Origin of the sequence: Xanthomonas hortorum (genome assembly GCF_011305375.1) — a bacterium.
Classification (GTDB): domain Bacteria; phylum Pseudomonadota; class Gammaproteobacteria; order Xanthomonadales; family Xanthomonadaceae; genus Xanthomonas; species Xanthomonas hortorum_E.
This window is the reverse complement of sequence record NZ_VCME01000006.1, coordinates 131391-148529: the sequence shown is the minus strand read 5'-3', so window position 1 is coordinate 148529 and position 17139 is coordinate 131391. Positions and strand designations below refer to the sequence as shown.

The 17139-nt window shown below is 65.0% G+C and carries 18 protein-coding genes; 14 read left to right on the top strand and 4 right to left on the bottom strand.

Going from position 1 to position 17139, the window contains the following annotated elements:
• The first annotated feature begins 2 nt into the window (after positions 1 to 2).
• Positions 3 to 974, top strand: a complete 972-nt coding sequence (scpB, locus tag FFY45_RS06850; RefSeq protein WP_176339859.1) for an SMC-Scp complex subunit ScpB — start codon at positions 3 to 5, stop codon at positions 972 to 974.
• Positions 967 to 2601 carry a pseudouridine synthase gene (locus FFY45_RS06845; protein WP_176339858.1) on the top strand — a complete coding sequence of 545 codons (1635 nt, stop codon included), beginning with the start codon at positions 967 to 969 and terminating at the stop codon, positions 2599 to 2601. The genes scpB and FFY45_RS06845 overlap by 8 nt, the downstream gene beginning before the upstream one ends.
• Before the next feature lie 394 nt (positions 2602 to 2995).
• Here the strand turns inward: FFY45_RS06845 and FFY45_RS06840 are convergent, their stop codons facing one another.
• Complete coding sequence (locus FFY45_RS06840; RefSeq protein ID WP_006452110.1) at positions 2996 to 3433, bottom strand: hypothetical protein; 438 nt, start codon at positions 3431 to 3433, stop codon at positions 2996 to 2998.
• A 165-nt stretch (positions 3434 to 3598) separates the two neighbouring features.
• On the opposite strand from FFY45_RS06840, the gene FFY45_RS06835 reads away from it, so the two are divergent.
• Positions 3599 to 4369 (top strand): glutaminyl-peptide cyclotransferase, encoded by a 771-nt coding sequence (locus FFY45_RS06835; RefSeq protein ID WP_255171877.1) that lies wholly within the window; start codon positions 3599 to 3601, stop codon positions 4367 to 4369.
• A gap of 131 nt (positions 4370 to 4500) precedes the next feature.
• Here FFY45_RS06835 and FFY45_RS06830 read toward each other — a convergent pair whose 3' ends face one another.
• Both FFY45_RS06830 and FFY45_RS06825 read right to left on the bottom strand, forming a co-directional pair.
• The gene (locus FFY45_RS06830) at positions 4501 to 5301 is read right to left on the bottom strand and encodes an amidohydrolase (RefSeq protein ID WP_176339857.1); all 801 of its coding nucleotides are present in this window, start codon (positions 5299 to 5301) and stop codon (positions 4501 to 4503) included.
• 200 nt (positions 5302 to 5501) lie between these two features.
• Complete coding sequence (locus FFY45_RS06825) at positions 5502 to 6650, bottom strand: pyridoxal phosphate-dependent aminotransferase (protein WP_176339856.1); 1149 nt, start codon at positions 6648 to 6650, stop codon at positions 5502 to 5504.
• 215 nt (positions 6651 to 6865) lie between these two features.
• Between FFY45_RS06825 and ccmA the strand changes: the two genes are divergently transcribed.
• From ccmA to FFY45_RS06770, 11 genes are all read left to right on the top strand, one after another.
• On the top strand, positions 6866 to 7510 hold the full coding sequence (gene ccmA, locus FFY45_RS06820; protein WP_006452114.1) for a heme ABC exporter ATP-binding protein CcmA: 645 nt from the start codon (positions 6866 to 6868) through the stop codon (positions 7508 to 7510).
• A complete protein-coding gene (ccmB, locus tag FFY45_RS06815; RefSeq protein ID WP_006452115.1) occupies positions 7507 to 8202 on the top strand; it encodes a heme exporter protein CcmB in 696 nt (231 codons plus the stop codon). The genes ccmA and ccmB overlap by 4 nt, the downstream gene beginning before the upstream one ends.
• A 130-nt stretch (positions 8203 to 8332) precedes the next feature.
• On the top strand, positions 8333 to 9085 hold the full coding sequence (ccmC, locus tag FFY45_RS06810; RefSeq protein ID WP_176339855.1) for a heme ABC transporter permease CcmC: 753 nt from the start codon (positions 8333 to 8335) through the stop codon (positions 9083 to 9085).
• The gene (locus FFY45_RS22095) at positions 9082 to 9255 is read left to right on the top strand and encodes a heme exporter protein CcmD (protein ID WP_023904167.1); all 174 of its coding nucleotides are present in this window, start codon (positions 9082 to 9084) and stop codon (positions 9253 to 9255) included. Before ccmC ends, FFY45_RS22095 begins: the two co-directional genes overlap by 4 nt.
• Positions 9252 to 9722, top strand: coding sequence for a cytochrome c maturation protein CcmE (gene ccmE / locus FFY45_RS06800; RefSeq protein WP_176339854.1), 471 nt, complete (start codon positions 9252 to 9254; stop codon positions 9720 to 9722). The genes FFY45_RS22095 and ccmE overlap by 4 nt, the downstream gene beginning before the upstream one ends.
• Before the next feature lie 174 nt (positions 9723 to 9896).
• Positions 9897 to 11834 carry a heme lyase CcmF/NrfE family subunit gene (locus FFY45_RS06795; RefSeq protein ID WP_176339853.1) on the top strand — a complete coding sequence of 646 codons (1938 nt, stop codon included), beginning with the start codon at positions 9897 to 9899 and terminating at the stop codon, positions 11832 to 11834.
• A complete protein-coding gene (locus FFY45_RS06790; RefSeq protein ID WP_006452120.1) occupies positions 11827 to 12429 on the top strand; it encodes a DsbE family thiol:disulfide interchange protein in 603 nt (200 codons plus the stop codon). The genes FFY45_RS06795 and FFY45_RS06790 overlap by 8 nt, the downstream gene beginning before the upstream one ends.
• Positions 12426 to 12860 (top strand): cytochrome c-type biogenesis protein, encoded by a 435-nt coding sequence (locus FFY45_RS06785; protein WP_023904170.1) that lies wholly within the window; start codon positions 12426 to 12428, stop codon positions 12858 to 12860. Before FFY45_RS06790 ends, FFY45_RS06785 begins: the two co-directional genes overlap by 4 nt.
• Complete coding sequence (locus FFY45_RS06780) at positions 12860 to 13870, top strand: tetratricopeptide repeat protein (protein WP_176339852.1); 1011 nt, start codon at positions 12860 to 12862, stop codon at positions 13868 to 13870. Before FFY45_RS06785 ends, FFY45_RS06780 begins: the two co-directional genes overlap by 1 nt.
• Before the next feature lie 730 nt (positions 13871 to 14600).
• Complete coding sequence (gene metX, locus FFY45_RS06775; RefSeq protein ID WP_176339851.1) at positions 14601 to 15803, top strand: homoserine O-acetyltransferase MetX; 1203 nt, start codon at positions 14601 to 14603, stop codon at positions 15801 to 15803.
• Between the two features lie 86 nt (positions 15804 to 15889).
• Complete coding sequence (locus FFY45_RS06770; RefSeq protein ID WP_255171876.1) at positions 15890 to 16219, top strand: DUF1294 domain-containing protein; 330 nt, start codon at positions 15890 to 15892, stop codon at positions 16217 to 16219.
• Between the two features lie 105 nt (positions 16220 to 16324).
• On the opposite strand, the gene FFY45_RS06765 is transcribed toward FFY45_RS06770, so the two are convergent.
• Positions 16325 to 17080 carry an energy transducer TonB gene (locus tag FFY45_RS06765; protein ID WP_176339850.1) on the bottom strand — a complete coding sequence of 252 codons (756 nt, stop codon included), beginning with the start codon at positions 17078 to 17080 and terminating at the stop codon, positions 16325 to 16327.
• Between the last annotated feature and the right edge of the window lie 59 nt (positions 17081 to 17139).

Genomic DNA, 17139 nt, shown 5'->3' with positions numbered 1-17139 from the left:
GAATGGATCAAGCGTTGATCACCCGCATTATCGAAGCCGCCCTGTTGGCGAGCAGCCAGCCGCTGACGCTGGCGCAGCTGCAGGGGCTGTTTCCGGAAGAAGAACCGGCGCCGCCCGGCAGCGTCGAGCGCGCGCTGGAACTGTTGCGCGAGGGCTGCGCCGACCGCGGCGTGGAACTGGTCGAGGTGGCCTCGGGCTTCCGCTTCCAGGTCAAGGCCGATGTGCATGGCTGGGTCGCCCGGCTGTGGACCGAGCGCCGCACCAAGTACACCCGCGCCACGCTGGAAACCCTGGCGCTGATCGCCTACCGCCAACCGATCACCCGCGGCGAGATCGAGCAGGTGCGCGGCGTGGCGGTGAGCAGCAACATCATCCAGGCCCTGGAAGAACGCGAATGGATCCGCGTGGTGGGCCACCGCGACGTGCCCGGCAAGCCGGCCCTGTTCGGCACCACCAAGGGGTTTCTGGACTACTTCGGGCTCAAGCGATTGGACGAGCTGCCGCCATTGTCTGAGTTGAAGGACATCGCCGAGCTGGAACCGCAGCTGCCGCTGGACCGTGATGGTCAGCTGGATGGCGCAGTGCCGGCATCGGCGGCGATGGATGCAGCGCTTGGTGAGACGCATGCCGATGCGGCAGACGCGGACTCTGATGGCGACACCACCGATGCCGAATTGGATGAAGAAACACACGACGCCGGCGATGCAGACAACGCCACCGACGCCACCGGCGCCGAAGACCCGATCGACGCAACACCGCAACACTCCGAGCATGCCTCGGCGCAGGACCAGAACACGTTGGACCCAGACGACGCCCGTGAGGGCGCCCCCGACACCGCGCCGGGCACGCGCGCGGATGCAGTGAACGAAGACGAAGACAACGCCGTCGCGACGACGACCGTGGCTGTTGACGAAGCCGATTCCGACCCAGAGGCCGACCCGCAACGCGTCGGCCGGAGCCAGACACATGAGTGACACCCCCCGCAAGCTGTCGTTGAACAAACTCTCCCTCAAGCGCGACAGCGCGCCCGAAGCGCCCAAGCTGGAAGAGCGCCTGCACAAGGTGCTGGCCCAGGCCGGCCTGGGGTCGCGCCGCGCGCTGGAACAGCGCATTGCCGATGGCCTGATCAAGGTCAATGGCGCCGTCGCGCAGACCGGCATGTCGGTGCGCAGCGGCGACAAGATCGAGCTGGACGGCCGCAGTTTCGTCGCCAGCGCGCTGACCGAGCCCTCGCGCGTGCTGATCTACAACAAGCCCGAAGGCGAAGTGACCACGCGCGAAGATCCCGAAGGCCGCCCGACCGTATTCGAGTCGCTGCCGGCATTGAAGGGCTCGCGCTGGATCGCCATCGGCCGCCTGGACATCAACACCACCGGCCTGCTGCTGCTGACCACCGACGGTGAGCTGGCCAACGCGATGATGCATCCCTCCTACGAGGTCGAACGCGAATACGTGGTGCGCGTGCGCGCGCCGGAAGGCGAGGACAAGGTCTCCGACGCCATCATCGAGCGCCTGTCGCGCGGTGTGCTGCTGGAAGACGGCGGTGCCAAGTTCGACGAGATCGAGCGCATCGGCGGCACCGACTCGCACGACTGGTTCCGCGTGGTGGTCAAGGAAGGCCGCAACCGCGAAGTGCGCCGCCTGTGGGAGTCGCAAGGCTGCCAGGTCAGCCGCCTCAAGCGCAGCCGCTACGGCAAGATCTCGCTGCCGCGCGAGTTGCTGCGTGGGCAGTCGGTCGAAGTGGCGCAGGAAAAGGTCGACGCCCTGCGCGCCGAACTCAAGCTGGAAGAAGGCGCGCCGTCGGCACTGACGCTGCAGCCGGTGATCGGCCAGCGCCGTGCGGCCAAATCCACCGTGCACGTGTCGCGCGATGGCCGCAGTAATGCCTACGTCAATGGGCAGACCTCCGGCGCCGACGAAGGCCGCGAGCTGCGTCGCTTCGACAACCCGCGCGACGATCGCGGCGGCCGTGGTCGCGGCAAGCCGGGCGGTTTCAAGGGTGGCCTCACGGTCAGCGGCGAAGCGGCCGCGCGGCAGTCGCAGCAGCGCCCGTTCAAGCCGCGCGCGCCGGGCAAGGGCGATCGCGCGTTGCCGGACGGCAATCCGGCCGCGTTCCGCAGCTGGTATGTGCCCGATGGCGTGAGCACCGGCCCGAGTGGCCACCGCAACGCCGGCCCAAGCGGTCCCGGCACCGGCCAGGCACGTCCGTACGCCAAGAAGGGTCCGGGCGGTGCGCGTCCTGGTGCCGGCGGCCAAGGTCAGGGGCAAGGCCGTGGCACTGCTGGCGGCGGCGGTGGACAAGGTCAGTCACAGGGTCAAGGCCAGGGTCAGCGCAAGCATCCGTACGGTCACCCGGGCAACGCACCGAGCTTCCCGTCCGACCACGCCAACCCGGGTTTCAGCCCGTATGGCGCGGCACGTCCGGCAGCAGGTCGTCCGACCGGTGCTCGTGCAGGCGGCCCCGGCGGTAACCGTGGACCGGGTGGTAATCGCGGTCCCGGTGGTCCGGGCGGCGCTCCACGTGGCCCAGGTGGTCCGGGTGGTCGTCCCCCGGGTGGCGGCAACCGTCGGCCACCAGGCGGTGGCAATCGCGGTCGCTAAGCTACAAGACGCGCAATAAAAAAACGGCCCTGCGAAGGGCCGTTTTTCGTTATCGCTTGGATCATGTCTGCTTGAATCACGCGATACATCGAAGTAAGCGCGAAGACATTAACTGTGGCTCGCACCAATGAACCGGCACGCGAGGCAGCTTTAGCGCGGCCAACAAGATGACCTGCGGCTTGGCTGCAGGGCCCTTGTCCGCCCACCATCGCGGGACACGCCGCAAGTACGTCCGTGTAGGCTCTTACGCGGCATCCATGCCGCGTAAAGTCCCGCGATGGTGGGCGGGCAAGGACCGGTCGAGATGGTCGGTATGCGTAGTTACGAGCAGTGCGTGTTGCACGGCCGTCCGATGCGCTTGTTCAGTGCCGTCTTCAGCGCGATCTGCTGCGTCTTACTTGCGACGCTCGATCACGAAGTTGCCTACATTGACGCCCAGATCCACGCCCTCGCCCGTTCCGGCCAGGGCCAGCGAAATGTCCCCCTTGGTGACGACTTGTGCGGTGCTGGATTTGACGATGCCGGCATGCGCTTCGGCCGCTGCGTAGGTGCCGAGCAGATCATTGAGGCTGTAGGCGCCGCTGAAGGTGCCGCGGCCGCCAGTGATCTTGGACTTACCAACCGTCAGGCCGCCGCCCTTGCTGGAGATCTTGACCGGAATCACTGCACCGTTGTCGCAGGTGATAGTGCCGGTGCCGCTAGCGGTCTTGTAGAACACCGACCAGCCTTCCAGATTGAACGACAGTTTGCAGTCGATGTTGCCTGCAGCCTGGGCCTGCGGTGCGAGTGCGGCAGCGCCCAGCAGCGCGAAAAGAGAAAGCGACTTGATCATGTGGGCATTCCGGTTGATGAACGTGGCGCCGAGCCTAGCAGCGCGGGCGTGGCAGTCGCGACAACTTCCAGGCATCGCACAGGCGACCGTTCAGCGAATGATTGCCGCTGCCGCCAGGCGTGCCTGGTGGTGCAGAAAGCGCCTTGCGCATGGGATGATCGCGGCATGTTACGCACCGCTCACTTCACCCTGTTGACCGCCCTGCTAGTGCCGTCTGCGGCCATTGCCGGCGAGGCCATTCCGACCCAGCGCTACACCGTGGTGAAGACCTATCCGCACGACACCGGCGCGTTCACCGAGGGCCTGTTCTATCTGGACGGATACCTTTACGAAAGCACCGGGGAACTTGGCCGTTCCAGCGTACGCAAGGTCGAGCTGCACACCGGCCGCGTACTGCAGCAAGTCACGACACCGCCGCCCTACTTCGGCGAAGGCATCGTGGCCTGGCGCGACAAGCTGATTCAACTGACCTGGCGCAATCAGCAGGGCTTTGTCTACGACCTGGCCACGCTCACGCCGCGTACGCGTTTTGCGTATTCCGGCGAGGGCTGGGCACTGACCAGCGATGCCAGCAGCCTGTACATGAGCGATGGCAGCTCCACCATCCGCCGCCTCGATCCGGAGACGCTGCAACAGGTGGGCAGTATCAAGGTCACCGCCAGCGGCAGGCCACTGGACAACCTCAACGAGCTGGAATGGGTGAAAGGCGAGCTGTTGGCGAATGTCTGGCTGACCACCCGCATCGCACGCATCGACCCGGCCAGCGGCAAGGTGATCGGCTGGATCGATTTGAAGGCACTGGTACCGGATGCCGACACGCTGACGGATCCGGGCAACGATGTGCTCAATGGCATTGCCTACGACGCCGAGCACGACCGCCTGTTCGTCACCGGCAAACGTTGGCCGACGGTGTACGAGATTCGGCTGGCTGAGTAGCCGGGATTGGGGATTGGATATTCGGGATTCGGGATTCGGGATTGGCGTAAGCGACATTGGCGCAGGCAGCAGCATGCTCGCTGTTGCGAATCCCTAATCCCTAATTCCCAATCCCAACCGCCGACTCCGCCCTACTCCGTCAACGAAAACGTATCCGCATCCAGCATCGCCGGGAAGCGCGCGCGATGCTCGGCCAGCGCCGACGCACTGATGGTGGTGGTGACCACTTGCGGCCGCTCGCGGATTTCCACTTGCGGCTGGCCCAGGAAATCGATCACCGCGCTATCGCCGGCGTAGTGCAGCTGGTTGCCGTCGACGCCGACGCGGTTGACCGCCGCCACAAAGCACAGGTTCTCGATCGCGCGAGCGCGCAGCAGCGTCTTCCACGCATACGCGCGCGCAGACGGCCAGTTGGCCACGAACAGTTGCAGATCGAAATCCAATTGACCCGGCCGCTCAACGTCGTAGCGATTGCGGCAGAACACCGGAAAGCGCAGGTCGTAGCAGACCTGCGGATTGATCCGCCAGCCCTTCCATTCGACCGTCAGGCGATCGCGCCCGGCCGCGTAGCGCAGATGCTCGTTACCGAAGCGGAACAGATGGCGTTTGTCGTAGGACTGCAGCACACCGTCCGGCGTGGCCCAGAGCAGCCGATTGAACACGCCCTGCGGAGTGCGCACCTGCGCGCTGCCGGTGACGACCGCACCCAGCTGCGCGGCCTGCGCGCGGATCCACGCCACCGTGGGCCCGTCCATGCCCTCGGCCTTGTCGATGGCATCGTTGGAAAACCCGCTAGTAAAGGTCTCCGGCAGGATCACCAGATCGGTCTGCCCGACCAACGGCTCCAGCAGCGCGCCGTAATAGTCGCGATTGCCGGCCGGGTCGTGCCAGCGGGTGTCGCCCTGGACAAGCGAGATGCGGAGGTCGTGCATGGTTGAGGCTCGGGAATGGAGAATCGGGACTCGGGACTCGGGACTCGGGAATCGGGAATCGGGAATCGGGATTCGGGAATCGGGAATCGGACGGCGAGTTTTCGTGCGGCTTCATGGCATCAGGCTTTCTGCGGATTCAGATCGAAAAGCGACCAACCGCCTTTTCGATTCCCAAATCCCCATTCCCGAATCCCAGCCCCTCAGAGCTTCTGCAAGCGCTCGATCGCCGCATCCAGCGTCGCATCGTTCTTGGCAAAGCACAGCCGTGCCAGACGCTGGCCAGCGGGCGCGGTTTCATAGAACGGCGAGAGCGGAATCGCCGCCACGCCCTTCTCCACCGTCAGCCACTTCACGAACTCGGTGTCGGGCAGATCGCTGATGGCAGAATAATCCACCAGCTGGAAATAGCCGCCGGGCACCGGCAATGGTTTCAGACGTGTGGTCAGCAGCTGTTCGCGGAAACGGTCGCGCTTGGCTTGATAGAACGCGCCAAGTTGCTCGTCGTGTTCGGGTTCGTCGCGGATCATTGCGGCAAACGCGTGCTGGGCCGGGCCGAAGCTGGTGAAGGTGTTGTACTGGTGCACCTTGCGGAACTCGGCGCTCAGTGCGGGCGGTGCGATGGCGTAGCCGATCTTCCAGCCGGTGCAGTGATAGGTCTTGCCGAAGCTGGAAATCACGAATGCGCGCTCGCGCAACTCCGGCCAGCGCAACACCGACTCGTGACGGCGGCCGTCGAACACGATGTGTTCGTAGACCTCGTCCGAGAGCAGGAAGATCTCGGTGCCGCGCAGCAGTTCGGTCAGCGTCTGCATGTCGTCGGCAGACAGCATCGCGCCGGACGGATTGTGCGGCGAGTTGATCATCAGCAAGCGCGTCTTGGGCGTGATCGCCGCGCGCAAGGCATCCCAATCGACCGCGAAGGTCTGCGGGTCCAGCGCCACGTGCACCGCGCGCGCGCCGGCCAGATCGATCGCCGGCTCGTAGCAGTCGTAGGCCGGGTCCAGCACGATGACCTCCTCGCCTGCGCGCACGACCGCGTGGATGGCGTTGAAGATCGCCTCGGTGGCGCCGCTGGTAACGGTGATCTCGCTGTCGGCATCGACCTGCGCGCCGTAGCAACGCTGCGCCTTGCCGGCAATGGCCTGGCGCAAGGCCGCCACGCCGGTCATCGGCGGGTACTGGTTGTGGCCGGCCGCCATGGCCTTGGTCAGTTCATCGACCAGCCGCGACGGCACTGCGAAATCAGGAAAACCCTGGCCCAGATTCACCGCGCCGTGCTCGGCCGCCAGCTGCGACATGACGGTGAAGATGGTGGTGCCCACCTTGGGCAGCTTGGTCGTGAGGGGCATCGTGCCGGTCCGGACAAGAAACGGGGGACCGCGAGTGTACGCAAAGCCGCCAGGCGGTTGCGCCCGGCCGGTGCAAAACAGCGTTCCCGGACACATCACGCCGCCCGGTGCACCCCCGACACCGGGCCATCGTCGCTACAATGCGCGCCCAGTCTGGAGCGTGCCATGCCCAGGCCCTTCCCCATGCCGTCCTGCGACGGGAGCCCGCTGCGCCGATGATCGAACCGCTGCACACTGCGCCACCGCTGCTGGCCGCGCGCGCCCTGGCCTTCAGCCGCAACGAGGAGCCGGTGTTCGGCCCGCTGGATTTCCATGTAGATGCCGGCGAAGCCTTGCTGGTGCAAGGCGACAATGGCGCCGGCAAGACCACGCTGTTGCGGGTGCTGGCCGGGCTGCTGCATGTGGAGCGTGGGCAGATCCTGATCGACGGCAAGACCGCGCGGCGTGGCGACCGCAGCCGCTTCATGGCCTATCTCGGTCACCTGCCGGGCCTGAAGGCCGACCTCAGCACGCTGGAGAACCTGCACTTTCTGTGCGGTTTGCATGGCCGCCGCGCCAAGCAGATGCCCGGCAGTGCGCTGGCCATCGTCGGCCTGGCCGGTTACGAAGATGCGCTGGTGCGGCAATTGTCGGCCGGCCAACGCAAGCGCCTGGCGCTGGCGCGGTTGTGGCTGTCGCCGGCCCCGCTGTGGCTGCTGGACGAGCCCTACGCCAACCTGGATCTGGACGGCATCACCCTGGTCAACCGGATGATCTCCGCGCATCTGCGCGGCGGTGGCGCGGCGCTGGTCACCACCCACGGCGCCTATGCCGCGCCGCCGGTGCGCACGCGCATGCTCACGCTGGAGGCGGCGGCATGAGCCTGCATTCGCCACAACCCTCGCTGTGGCAGGCCGCGCGCGCCTTGCTCAGCCGCGATCTGCAATTGCTGTGGCGCCGTCGCAGCGATGCGCTGCAACCGGCCCTGTTCGCGCTGCTGATCGTGGTGTTGTTCGCGCTGGGCCTGGGCGGACGCCCCGACCTGCTGGCGCAGGCCGCACCGGCAGTGCTGTGGCTGTCTGTGTTGCTCGCGGGGCTGCTGTCGCTGGATGCGTTGTTCCGCAGCGATGTGGAAGACGGCTCGATGGAGCAATGGCTGCTGGCGCCGGTGCCGCTGGCATGGCTGATCGCGGTACGCGTGCTGCTGCACTGGGCGACCAGCGCGTTGCCGCTGATTGCGGTGACGCCGCTGCTGGGCGAATTGCTGCACCTGCCACATGACCAACTCCCTGTGTTGCTGGCATCGTTGGCGCTGGGAACACCGCTTTTAAGTCTGCTCGGCGCCGTGGTTGCAGCGCTGACGGTGACGATGAAACGCTCTGGTATTCTCGTGGCGTTGCTGGCGTTGCCGTTGTATGTGCCGGTGCTGGTGTTCGGTGCCGGCAGTGTTGCGGCAAGTGGACAAGGACAGGATGCGGTGGGTGCGTTGTTGTTGTTGGGCGCCGGTTTGGTGATCGGTGTGGTTCTGGCGCCGCTGGCTGCGGCTGCCGCGATCCGTATTTCGCTGAGCTGAGTGTGTGATCGATGCGGTGGTGATGAGGCGCACAGCGCCGAGCGCCATTGCAGTTGCAAGCGCTATTTCAGTTGCAAGCGCCCCCTGCTGTTTCGAGAGCTAATGCCATTCCAAGGGCTACTGCCATCGTATGAACGTCGTCGTCCACTGGTTCCACCAACTCGCCTCCCCCCCGATCTTCGACCGTTTTACTGCGCGCTGGGCGCCGTGGTGCTATGCGCTGGCCGCGGTGCTGCTGGGCGTGGGCATCTGGCAGGCCTTGTTCGCGGTGCCGGCCGATTACCAGCAGGGCGACAGCTTCCGCATTCTCTACATCCATGTGCCCAGCGCGTGGATGAGCCTGTTCGTGTTCGGGCTGATGGCACTGTATGCGGCGATTGCGCTGATCTGGCGCATCAAGATCTGCGAAATCCTGGCGATGGCGTGCGCGCCGATCGGCGCTGCGTTCACCGTGATCACCCTGCTCACCGGCAGCATCTGGGGCAAGCCCATGTGGGGCGCCTGGTGGGATTGGGACCCGCGTCTGACCACCGAGTTGATCCTGCTGTTTCTGTATCTGGGCGTGATCGGCCTGTATCACGCCATCGACGACCGACGTCAGGCCGCGCGCGCGGCCGCGCTGCTGGCGATCGTCGGCGTGGCGCTGCTGCCGGTGATCCGCTATTCGGTGGTGTGGTGGAACTCGCTGCATCAAGGCCAGAGCATTCGCCTGCTTGGCCCCTCGACCATCGATGCGAGCATGTTGCTGCCGCTGTGGCTGATGGTGATCGGCACCAAGTTCTGGTTCGCCGGGTCGCTGCTGACGCGTGCGCGCGCCGACAACCTGCGCCGCGAGGCCGGCAAGGCCTGGATCGTGCGCGATGTGCCGGAGAGCGCAGCATGAGCTACCTGCCCTACGTCATCGCCGCCTACGCGGTGTTCGTGCTGGTGCTGCTGTGGGACCTGATCGCCGGCCGCTGGCAGGTGCGCCGCGCATTGAAGATTGCGCAGGCGCGGCGTCTGCGCGAGCGCAAGCGCGCGGCGGTGCCCACCGATGCGGAGCTGATCCGGTGAACCCGCAACGCCGCCGCCGGATGTGGCTGGTGATCGCGCTGGTGCTGGCCGGCGGGCTGGCGACCACGCTGGTGGCGATGGCGCTGCAGCGCAACGTGGCCTATCTGTACACGCCGTCGGAAGTGCTGCGTGGCGACGCCGGCGACCACGCGCGCTTCCGGCTCGGCGGCATGGTGGAAAAAGGCTCGTTCAAACGCGCGTCCGGCTCATTGGAAGCGCAGTTCCGCGTCACCGATGGCGATGCCCAGTTGCCGGTGCGCTACGACCGCATCCTGCCGGACCTGTTCCGCGAGGGGCAGGCGGTGGTGGCCACCGGTCGCATGCAGCAAGGCGTGTTCGTGGCTGAAGATATTCTGGCCAAGCACGACGAGACCTATATGCCGAAGGAAGTCGCCGACAAGATGGGCAGTGCGCATCGCAAGCACGATGTGCCGGCGGCGGCGGACCAGGCTGGAGGGCTGCGTTGATGGCAGGTGTCGGTACGACCGTGGCGTTGCTGCAAGATGGTGGCTGGCGCGAAAGCAGCTTGGCTGACAACATCCCTATAGGTGCGCAACGCTACGCCGACGCTGCATCGATGAGGCCTCGTCATTGCGCGCGCAATCGCTGCACTGCTTCATCTTCAAAAACGCGCCTGCCCGATGCTGCCTGAGCTCGGTACGTTCCTGCTGATTCTGGCGTTGCTGGTGGCGTTGGTGCAGGCCGCACTGCCGCTGGCCGGTGCGCAGCGTGGGCGCAGCAGCTGGATGGCGGTCGCGCGGCCGGCCGCGCTGGTGCAATTGGGCCTGATCGCCGCAGCATTCGCGCTGCTGACGCATGCCTTCCTGGTGCAGGATTTTTCGGTGCGCTACGTCGCCGAGAATTCCAACAGCCTGCTGCCGGTGATGTATCGCTACTCGGCAGTGTGGGGCGCGCACGAAGGCTCGTTGCTGCTGTGGACACTTGTGCTGGCGCTGTGGACCGGTGCGGTGGCGGTGTGGTCGCGGCAGTTGCCCGAACATGTCATCGCGCGCGTGCTCGGGGTGATGGCGCTGGTGAGTATTGGGTTCCTGGCGTTTTTGCTGTTCACCTCCAATCCGTTCGCGCGGTTGTTCCCGGTACCGCTGGAAGGCGCCGACCTCAATCCGTTGCTGCAGGACCCAGGCCTGATCATCCATCCGCCGATGCTGTATTGCGGCTACGTCGGCTTTGCAGTGCCGTTCGCCTTCGCCATCGCCGCGCTGCTGGAAGGCCGGATGGATGCACGCTGGCTGCGCTGGACGCGGCCATGGACCAATGTGGCCTGGTCGATGCTCACCGTCGGCATCGCGCTGGGCAGCTGGTGGGCGTATTACGAACTGGGCTGGGGCGGTTGGTGGTTCTGGGACCCGGTGGAAAACGCCAGTTTCATGCCGTGGCTGGTGGGCACTGCGTTGCTGCATTCGCAGGCGGTCACCGAAAAGCGCGGCAACTTCGCCAGCTGGACGTTATTGCTGGCGATCGCTGCATTTTCGTTGTCGCTATTGGGTACGTTTTTGGTGCGCTCGGGCGTGCTGACCAGCGTGCATTCGTTCGCGGCTGATCCCTCGCGCGGGCTGTTTATTCTGGTGTTTCTGCTGGCGGTGGTCGGTGGCTCGCTGGTGCTGTATGCGATTCGCGCGCCGCGCTTGTCGATCGTGGACGATCCGCGCCGCGCATTCGCCGGCAGCTCGCGCGAAACCTTGTTGCTGTTGAACAACCTGCTGCTAACCTGCGCCTGCGCAATGGTGTTGCTGGGCACGCTGTATCCGCTGCTGGCCGATGCCTTGGGCTTGGGCAAGTTGTCGGTCGGCCCGCCCTACTTCGGCACGCTGTTTTTGGTGTTGATGGCGCCGCTGGTGGCGCTGCTGCCGTTCGGCCCGCTGACCCGCTGGCAGCGCGAGCAGGCCTCGCGCCCGTTGGCGATGTTGGCGCCGTGGGCGAGCCTGGCGGTTGCCGCAGGCGTGCTGGCATGGTTCGCCGCCCCGCAGGGGCAGTGGAAAGCGGCAATCGGCGTGACCGGCGCAGCCTGGGTGCTGTTCGGCACGTTGCGCTTCCTGTGGACGCGACGCGCTGCCAAGGGGCGCAAATTCACTGCCGAAATGCTTGGCATGGTGCTGGCGCATCTAGGCGTGGCGGTGTTCCTGGCCGGTGCATTGCTGGTGGAGTCGCTCAGCCTGCAGCGCGAGGTCGCCTTGGCGCCCGGTGAGCAGATGCAGATCGGCCGCTACGCGCTGCACTTCGATCACGTCGAAGAATTGCGCGGCCCCAATTACGTCTCCGATCGTGCCAACCTGCAGGTGTTCAAGGACGATGCGCCGGTGGGCCTGTTGCATGCGGAAAAACGCCGCTACGCCAGCGGCGGGCAGACCTTGACCGAGGCGGCGATCCGCCCCGGTCCATTTGGCGATCTGTATGTCGCCCTTGGCGAACCGCTGGGCAATCAGGCCTGGGCGGTGCGCGTCCACCTCAAACCGTTCGTCCGCTGGATCTGGCTCGGAGCGCTGCTGATGGCGCTCGGTGGCCTGGTCACCGCGGCCGACCGGCGTTTTCGTCGTTCTCCGGAGATCCAAGATGGTTGAGTCACGTTCGCCCCGCCTACCCACTGCCGTACTCGTGGGTGCCATCGTGCTGCTGCTCGCACTTGCAGCGCTGCTGGTCTACGCGGTGGTGCGCTCCGGTCAGGACGATCGCGATGCCCTGCCCTCTGCGCTGATCGGCAAACCGGCGCCGGAGTTCGCGCTGCCGCTGCTGCACGACCCCAGCATCGTGGTGCACGCACGCGAGCTGCGTGGCGCCCCCTACATCATCAACGTGTGGGGCAGCTGGTGCCCGGCCTGCCGCGAAGAACATCCGGTGCTGAGCCGCTTCGCACTGACCAAGCGCGTGCGCGTGATCGGCTACAACTGGAAAGACGAGCGCACCGATGCGCTGCGCTGGCTCGAACAACTGGGCAACCCGTATCTGCTGGTGGTGGCCGATAAGGATGGCCGTACCGCGATCGACTTCGGTATTGCCGCGGCACCGGAAACCTTCCTGGTCGACGGGCGCGGCGTGGTGCGCTGGAAATACAGCGGCATGCTCACCCAATCCATCATCGACACGCAGCTGATTCCGGCGCTGAGCAAGATCGAACGCTCGCCCAGCGCCGCACCGGATCTGCACACCAGCCGATGATGCGCGCCTGGCTGCTGACGCTGCTGTTGTTGCCCTGGCTGGCCCTGGCACAGCCGGTCGGCGACCCGGCGCCGCTGCGCTATGCCTCTGCCGAAGAAGAAGCACGCTTCCACGCATTGACTGCCGAATTGCGTTGCGTGCAATGCCAGAACCAGTCGCTGGCCGACTCCAATGCGCAAATTGCGCAGGACCTGCGCCGCGAAGTGTTGGCGTTGATGCACGAAGGCCGCAGCGATACGCAGATCCGCCAGTTTCTGGTCGCGCGCTATGGCGAGTTCGTGCTGTATCGCCCACGTGTCGAATCGCGCACCTGGCTGCTGTGGTTCGGCCCGCTGCTGGTGTTGTTGCTAGGCGGTGGCGCGGTTGTATTCGTGGTTCGCCGACGCAGCGTTGCTGCGCCCGCCCTGCCCGCCGATGAGCAGGAGTGGTGATGGTTGGCTTCGTCATTGCAGTGGTGGTGCTGGCCTTGCTCGCGTTCGCCGTGGCGCTGCGGCCGCTGTGGCGCCAGACGCGCGGGCTGGCTGCCAGCGTCGCAGTGTTGTTGCTGGTGGCGAGCGCGGCCTTGTATTGGCTGGTCGGTACGCCGAGTGCGATTCAACAGCCGGCCAATCGACCGGCCACACCACGCTCGTTGGACGAAGCCATCGTGCAACTGAGCGCGGCATTGGTAAGCAATCCCGATCAGGCCGAAGGCTGGGTATTGCTGGGGCGCTCACTGTCCAGCCAGCAGAAATTCGCAGAAGCGCGTGATGCATTTGCGCGCGCGGTTGCATTGCGCCCGGATGAGCCAGACGTGCTGGTGGCTGCCGCGCAATCGCGCATGCTTGCCGACGATAGCGGGCGCCCAGATCCGCAGGCCATGCGTCTGCTCGAACATGCGTTGGCGGTGCAGCCGGACCATCAACGCGCACGCTGGTTTCTCGGTGTGGTGCAGCGGCAGGCCGGTCAACCAGCCAAAGCCAGCGAGACCTGGACGCCGTTACTCGCTGTGGTCGATGCCAACACGCGCCCCGGCCTGCTCGAACAGATCAATGCCTCGCGCCAGGAAGCAAAGCTTGAGCCGATTCAGGCACCGGCTGCGCCTGCTGCTGCAGCCAGCGGCAAACGCATCCAGGTACGCGTAACGCTGGATGCCGAGTTCGCCAAACGCGCCGGATTGCACGGCGATACCAGCGTCTTCGTCATCGCACGCGCCGCAGACACTCCGATGCCGGTGGCGGTGGAAAAACACGCGCTCAGCGAATTGCCGTTGACCATCACCCTGGACGATGGCGACAGCCCGATGCCGACGCGCACGCTGTCGTCGCTGGACAAAGTGCAGGTGCTGGCACGGGTGTCGCGCAGCGGCAACGCAATGCGCCAGGCCGACGATGTGGAAAGCGCGCCAGTGATGGTGGCACTCCCGGCCGATGCGCCAGTGGAGTTGGTGATCGGGCGCTGATTGCTCGCCATGTTTCGTTGCGACGCTTGGGCCAATGGACGAAGAGCGGCCACAAAACGTAGCGCGCAGTCGTAAGGCCGATGTGGACGGCGCCGAGGAATCGGAGTGTCACTTATCCATGCCGCACCGAGTAACGGCTGCGCCATCGTTGTGTTAGCTGCTACCAACGTCATCTGGGTGGTCCCAAGCCGCGTTGGTCGAGGGCGCGATGCCCTCGCCGCTCGCGGGACACGCCGTAAACCCGTCCATGGGGGCTCGGTGGCGGCATCCATGCCGCCACACGGTCCCACAATCGGCAAGGACACCGCACCAGGAAGTTGGTCGGTAGCCAAGTAAAGCGGGTCATCTCGCGGGTTGCATTGGCTTGCGAGTACGGGCCGCAACTACAGAGAGCCAGCGCATCAGAAGCACGTCATGCATTGCTTGCACCATGCACACCGACCATATCGACTGGTCCTTGCCCGCCCACCGTCGCGGGACCTTACGCGGCATGGGTAAGAGCCTACACGGACGTACTTGCGGCGTGTCCCGCGAGGGTGGGCGGGCGGGCAAGGACCCTGCAGCCAAGTAGCAGATAAGCCGCTCTACAGTGGCCCCGGCGGCCTACGCATTTCATCTGCAATGCAAAGCCCCATTGCGCCAGGATGGCATCACACAGCGCAAGGGATCAAACCGATTCCCCATTCCCATCCTGCACCCCGGCGCAGGCCATGGCAGATAGAATTGCGACATGACTGAATTCATTCCCCCCGGCACGCGCTTCCACGCCCTGCCCTCGCCGTTTCCGATGAAGCGTGGCGGCGCGCTGCACCAGGCGCACGTCGCCTACGAAACCTGGGGCACGCTGGCCGCCGATCGCAGCAACGCGGTGTTGATCGTCACCGGGTTGTCGCCGAACGCGCATGCTGCGGCAAATCAAGCCAATCCAGAGCCGGGTTGGTGGGAAGAGATGCTCGGGCCAGGCAAGCCGATCGATACCGAGCGCTGGTTCGTGGTGTGCGTCAATTCCCTGGGCAGTTGCAAGGGCTCGACCGGCCCGGCCTCGATCGACCCCGCCACCGGTGCGCTGTATCGCCTGACATTTCCGGAGTTGTCGATCGAAGATGTGGCCGATGCCGCAGCCGATGTCGTGCGCGCGTTAGGCATCGAACAACTTGCCTGCCTGATCGGCAACTCGATGGGCGGCATGACCGCGTTGGCGTTGCTGCTGCGGCACCAAGGCATTGCGCGCAGCCACATCAACATCTCCGGCAGCGCGCAGGCGTTGCCGTTCTCGATCGCCATCCGCTCGCTGCAGCGTGAAGCCATCCGCCTGGATCCGCACTGGAACGGCGGCCACTACGACGACACCCGTTATCCCGAATCGGGCATGCGCATGGCCCGCAAACTCGGCGTGATCACTTACCGCTCCGCACTGGAATGGGACGGCCGCTTTGGCCGCGTGCGACTGGATTCCGAACAGGCTGCCGACGACCCGTTCGGCCTGGAATTCCAGGTCGAAAGTTATCTGGAAGGTCACGCACGCCGCTTCGTGCGCTTCTTCGATCCTAATTGCTATCTGTATCTGAGCCGCTCCATGGACTGGTTCGATCTGGCCGAATATGTCGCCGACAAACCGGTCATTGACGCCGGAGTCGATGGCCAGCAAGTCGATAATTCACACCTTGCCGCCAAGCCCGATACCGGCGTCTCCACCGACGCCACGGTGCTGGCCGGCCTGGCGCAGATCCGCATCGCGCGTGCGCTGGCGATCGGTGCCAACACCGACATCCTGTTTCCCGTGCAGCAACAGGAACAGATCGCCGAAGGCTTACGCGCCGGCGGCGCCAATGCCCAGTTTCTCGGGCTGGATTCGCCACAGGGCCACGACGCCTTCCTGGTGGATTTCGCGCGCTTCGGTCCGGCCGTGCGTAACTTTCTGGACGCTTGCTGATCTCCAGAACCACGCAACGGCGTCGTGGCCTGCCGCAGCGTGGTGGCCTGCCGCGCAAGACGCTGGCCCTGCTGTTTCTGATCGGCATGGCAGCGATGGTGGTTGCAGGTCGACTGCCGGCGCTGCTGGCACTGTGGTACGCGGCCGCCAGTGTGGTGGCGATGATCGTCTACCGGCGCGACAAGAGCGCAGCACAGCGCGGCCAGCAACGCATACCGGAAACGAGGTTGCACATCATCGCGCTGCTCGGCGGATGGCCGGGGGCATTGTTGGCGCAAGGACTGTTCCGACATAAATCCAGCAAGGCGGCCTTCCAACTGCGGTTCTGGATCATCGTTATGGTGAACGTCGCAGTGTTGTTTTTTGCCTTGCGCCAGCCTGCGCTGATGGCTGCGTTACACGTGTCGATCAAGTGAGAGACGCGCGTTCGGGGCGCCGCATTGCCCGTTACGGTCAGCGCAGGAACGCGTCTGGTGATGTGCTAAGCGGCGCATGGACACCAGCAAGCGCTCAATGCCAGCCTAGCCTCTCGGCAGCAGTTTCACTGGCGAATCCACGACCACCGTCTGGTCGTCATTCTGTCCAAGCGCTTTAAGACACGCTGGCGACAAGGCCTGCCGCGCCAGTTCCTGCGCGCTCCAATTCTCCTTGTCACGCGAATCGGCTGTACTGGCCACCAAAGTGATATTGGTCTGCATCCGCGTAGACACTGGCACGTTGTTCAACTGCTCGGGTTTGAAGCGCTGAGCTTTCACCCACTGCGAAGCCATGCTCTTTAACCAACGCTCGCCGCGTGCGTCGGTCGGACTGTTGATCTGGACATGTTCAAACGTTGCGCGTCCGTTCGCTTGCACGCTGTAGTCGATCGTCAGTTGCAATGTCGTCGCGGACAAAAGCCCAGGCGGCGGGGCCGATAGTGGTTGGAACTGCACAAGCATCGGACGATAAGGCCCATTGCCGACATTGGCGATTGCCAAGCTGACAGAATCCTGCTTCGGTACCAGACATGCCGCGACCTGCACATAGGTCACTGCCGAAACCGGCTTGTCCTGCTCTGTAGGAGGCGCAAACGTCCACGCACTCACCTGACGCTCGATTCCCGTACGTATCTCCTCATTCAAGCCCTTCTCGGCTTCGGCCGACATCACTGAACCATCGGAACCGACCTCGACCTTGACTTGCGTCATGAATGCCGAGGGCTCGCCAACCTCTGCCGCTGCTGCCGACGAAACGAACACAGCTGCACACACCAAAATCCATTTTTGCAGATGCTTCATCGTCGAATCCTGTCGAGTGGTTGCCCGATCCTCGCTCAATGCAGCTGCCCACGCAAGGC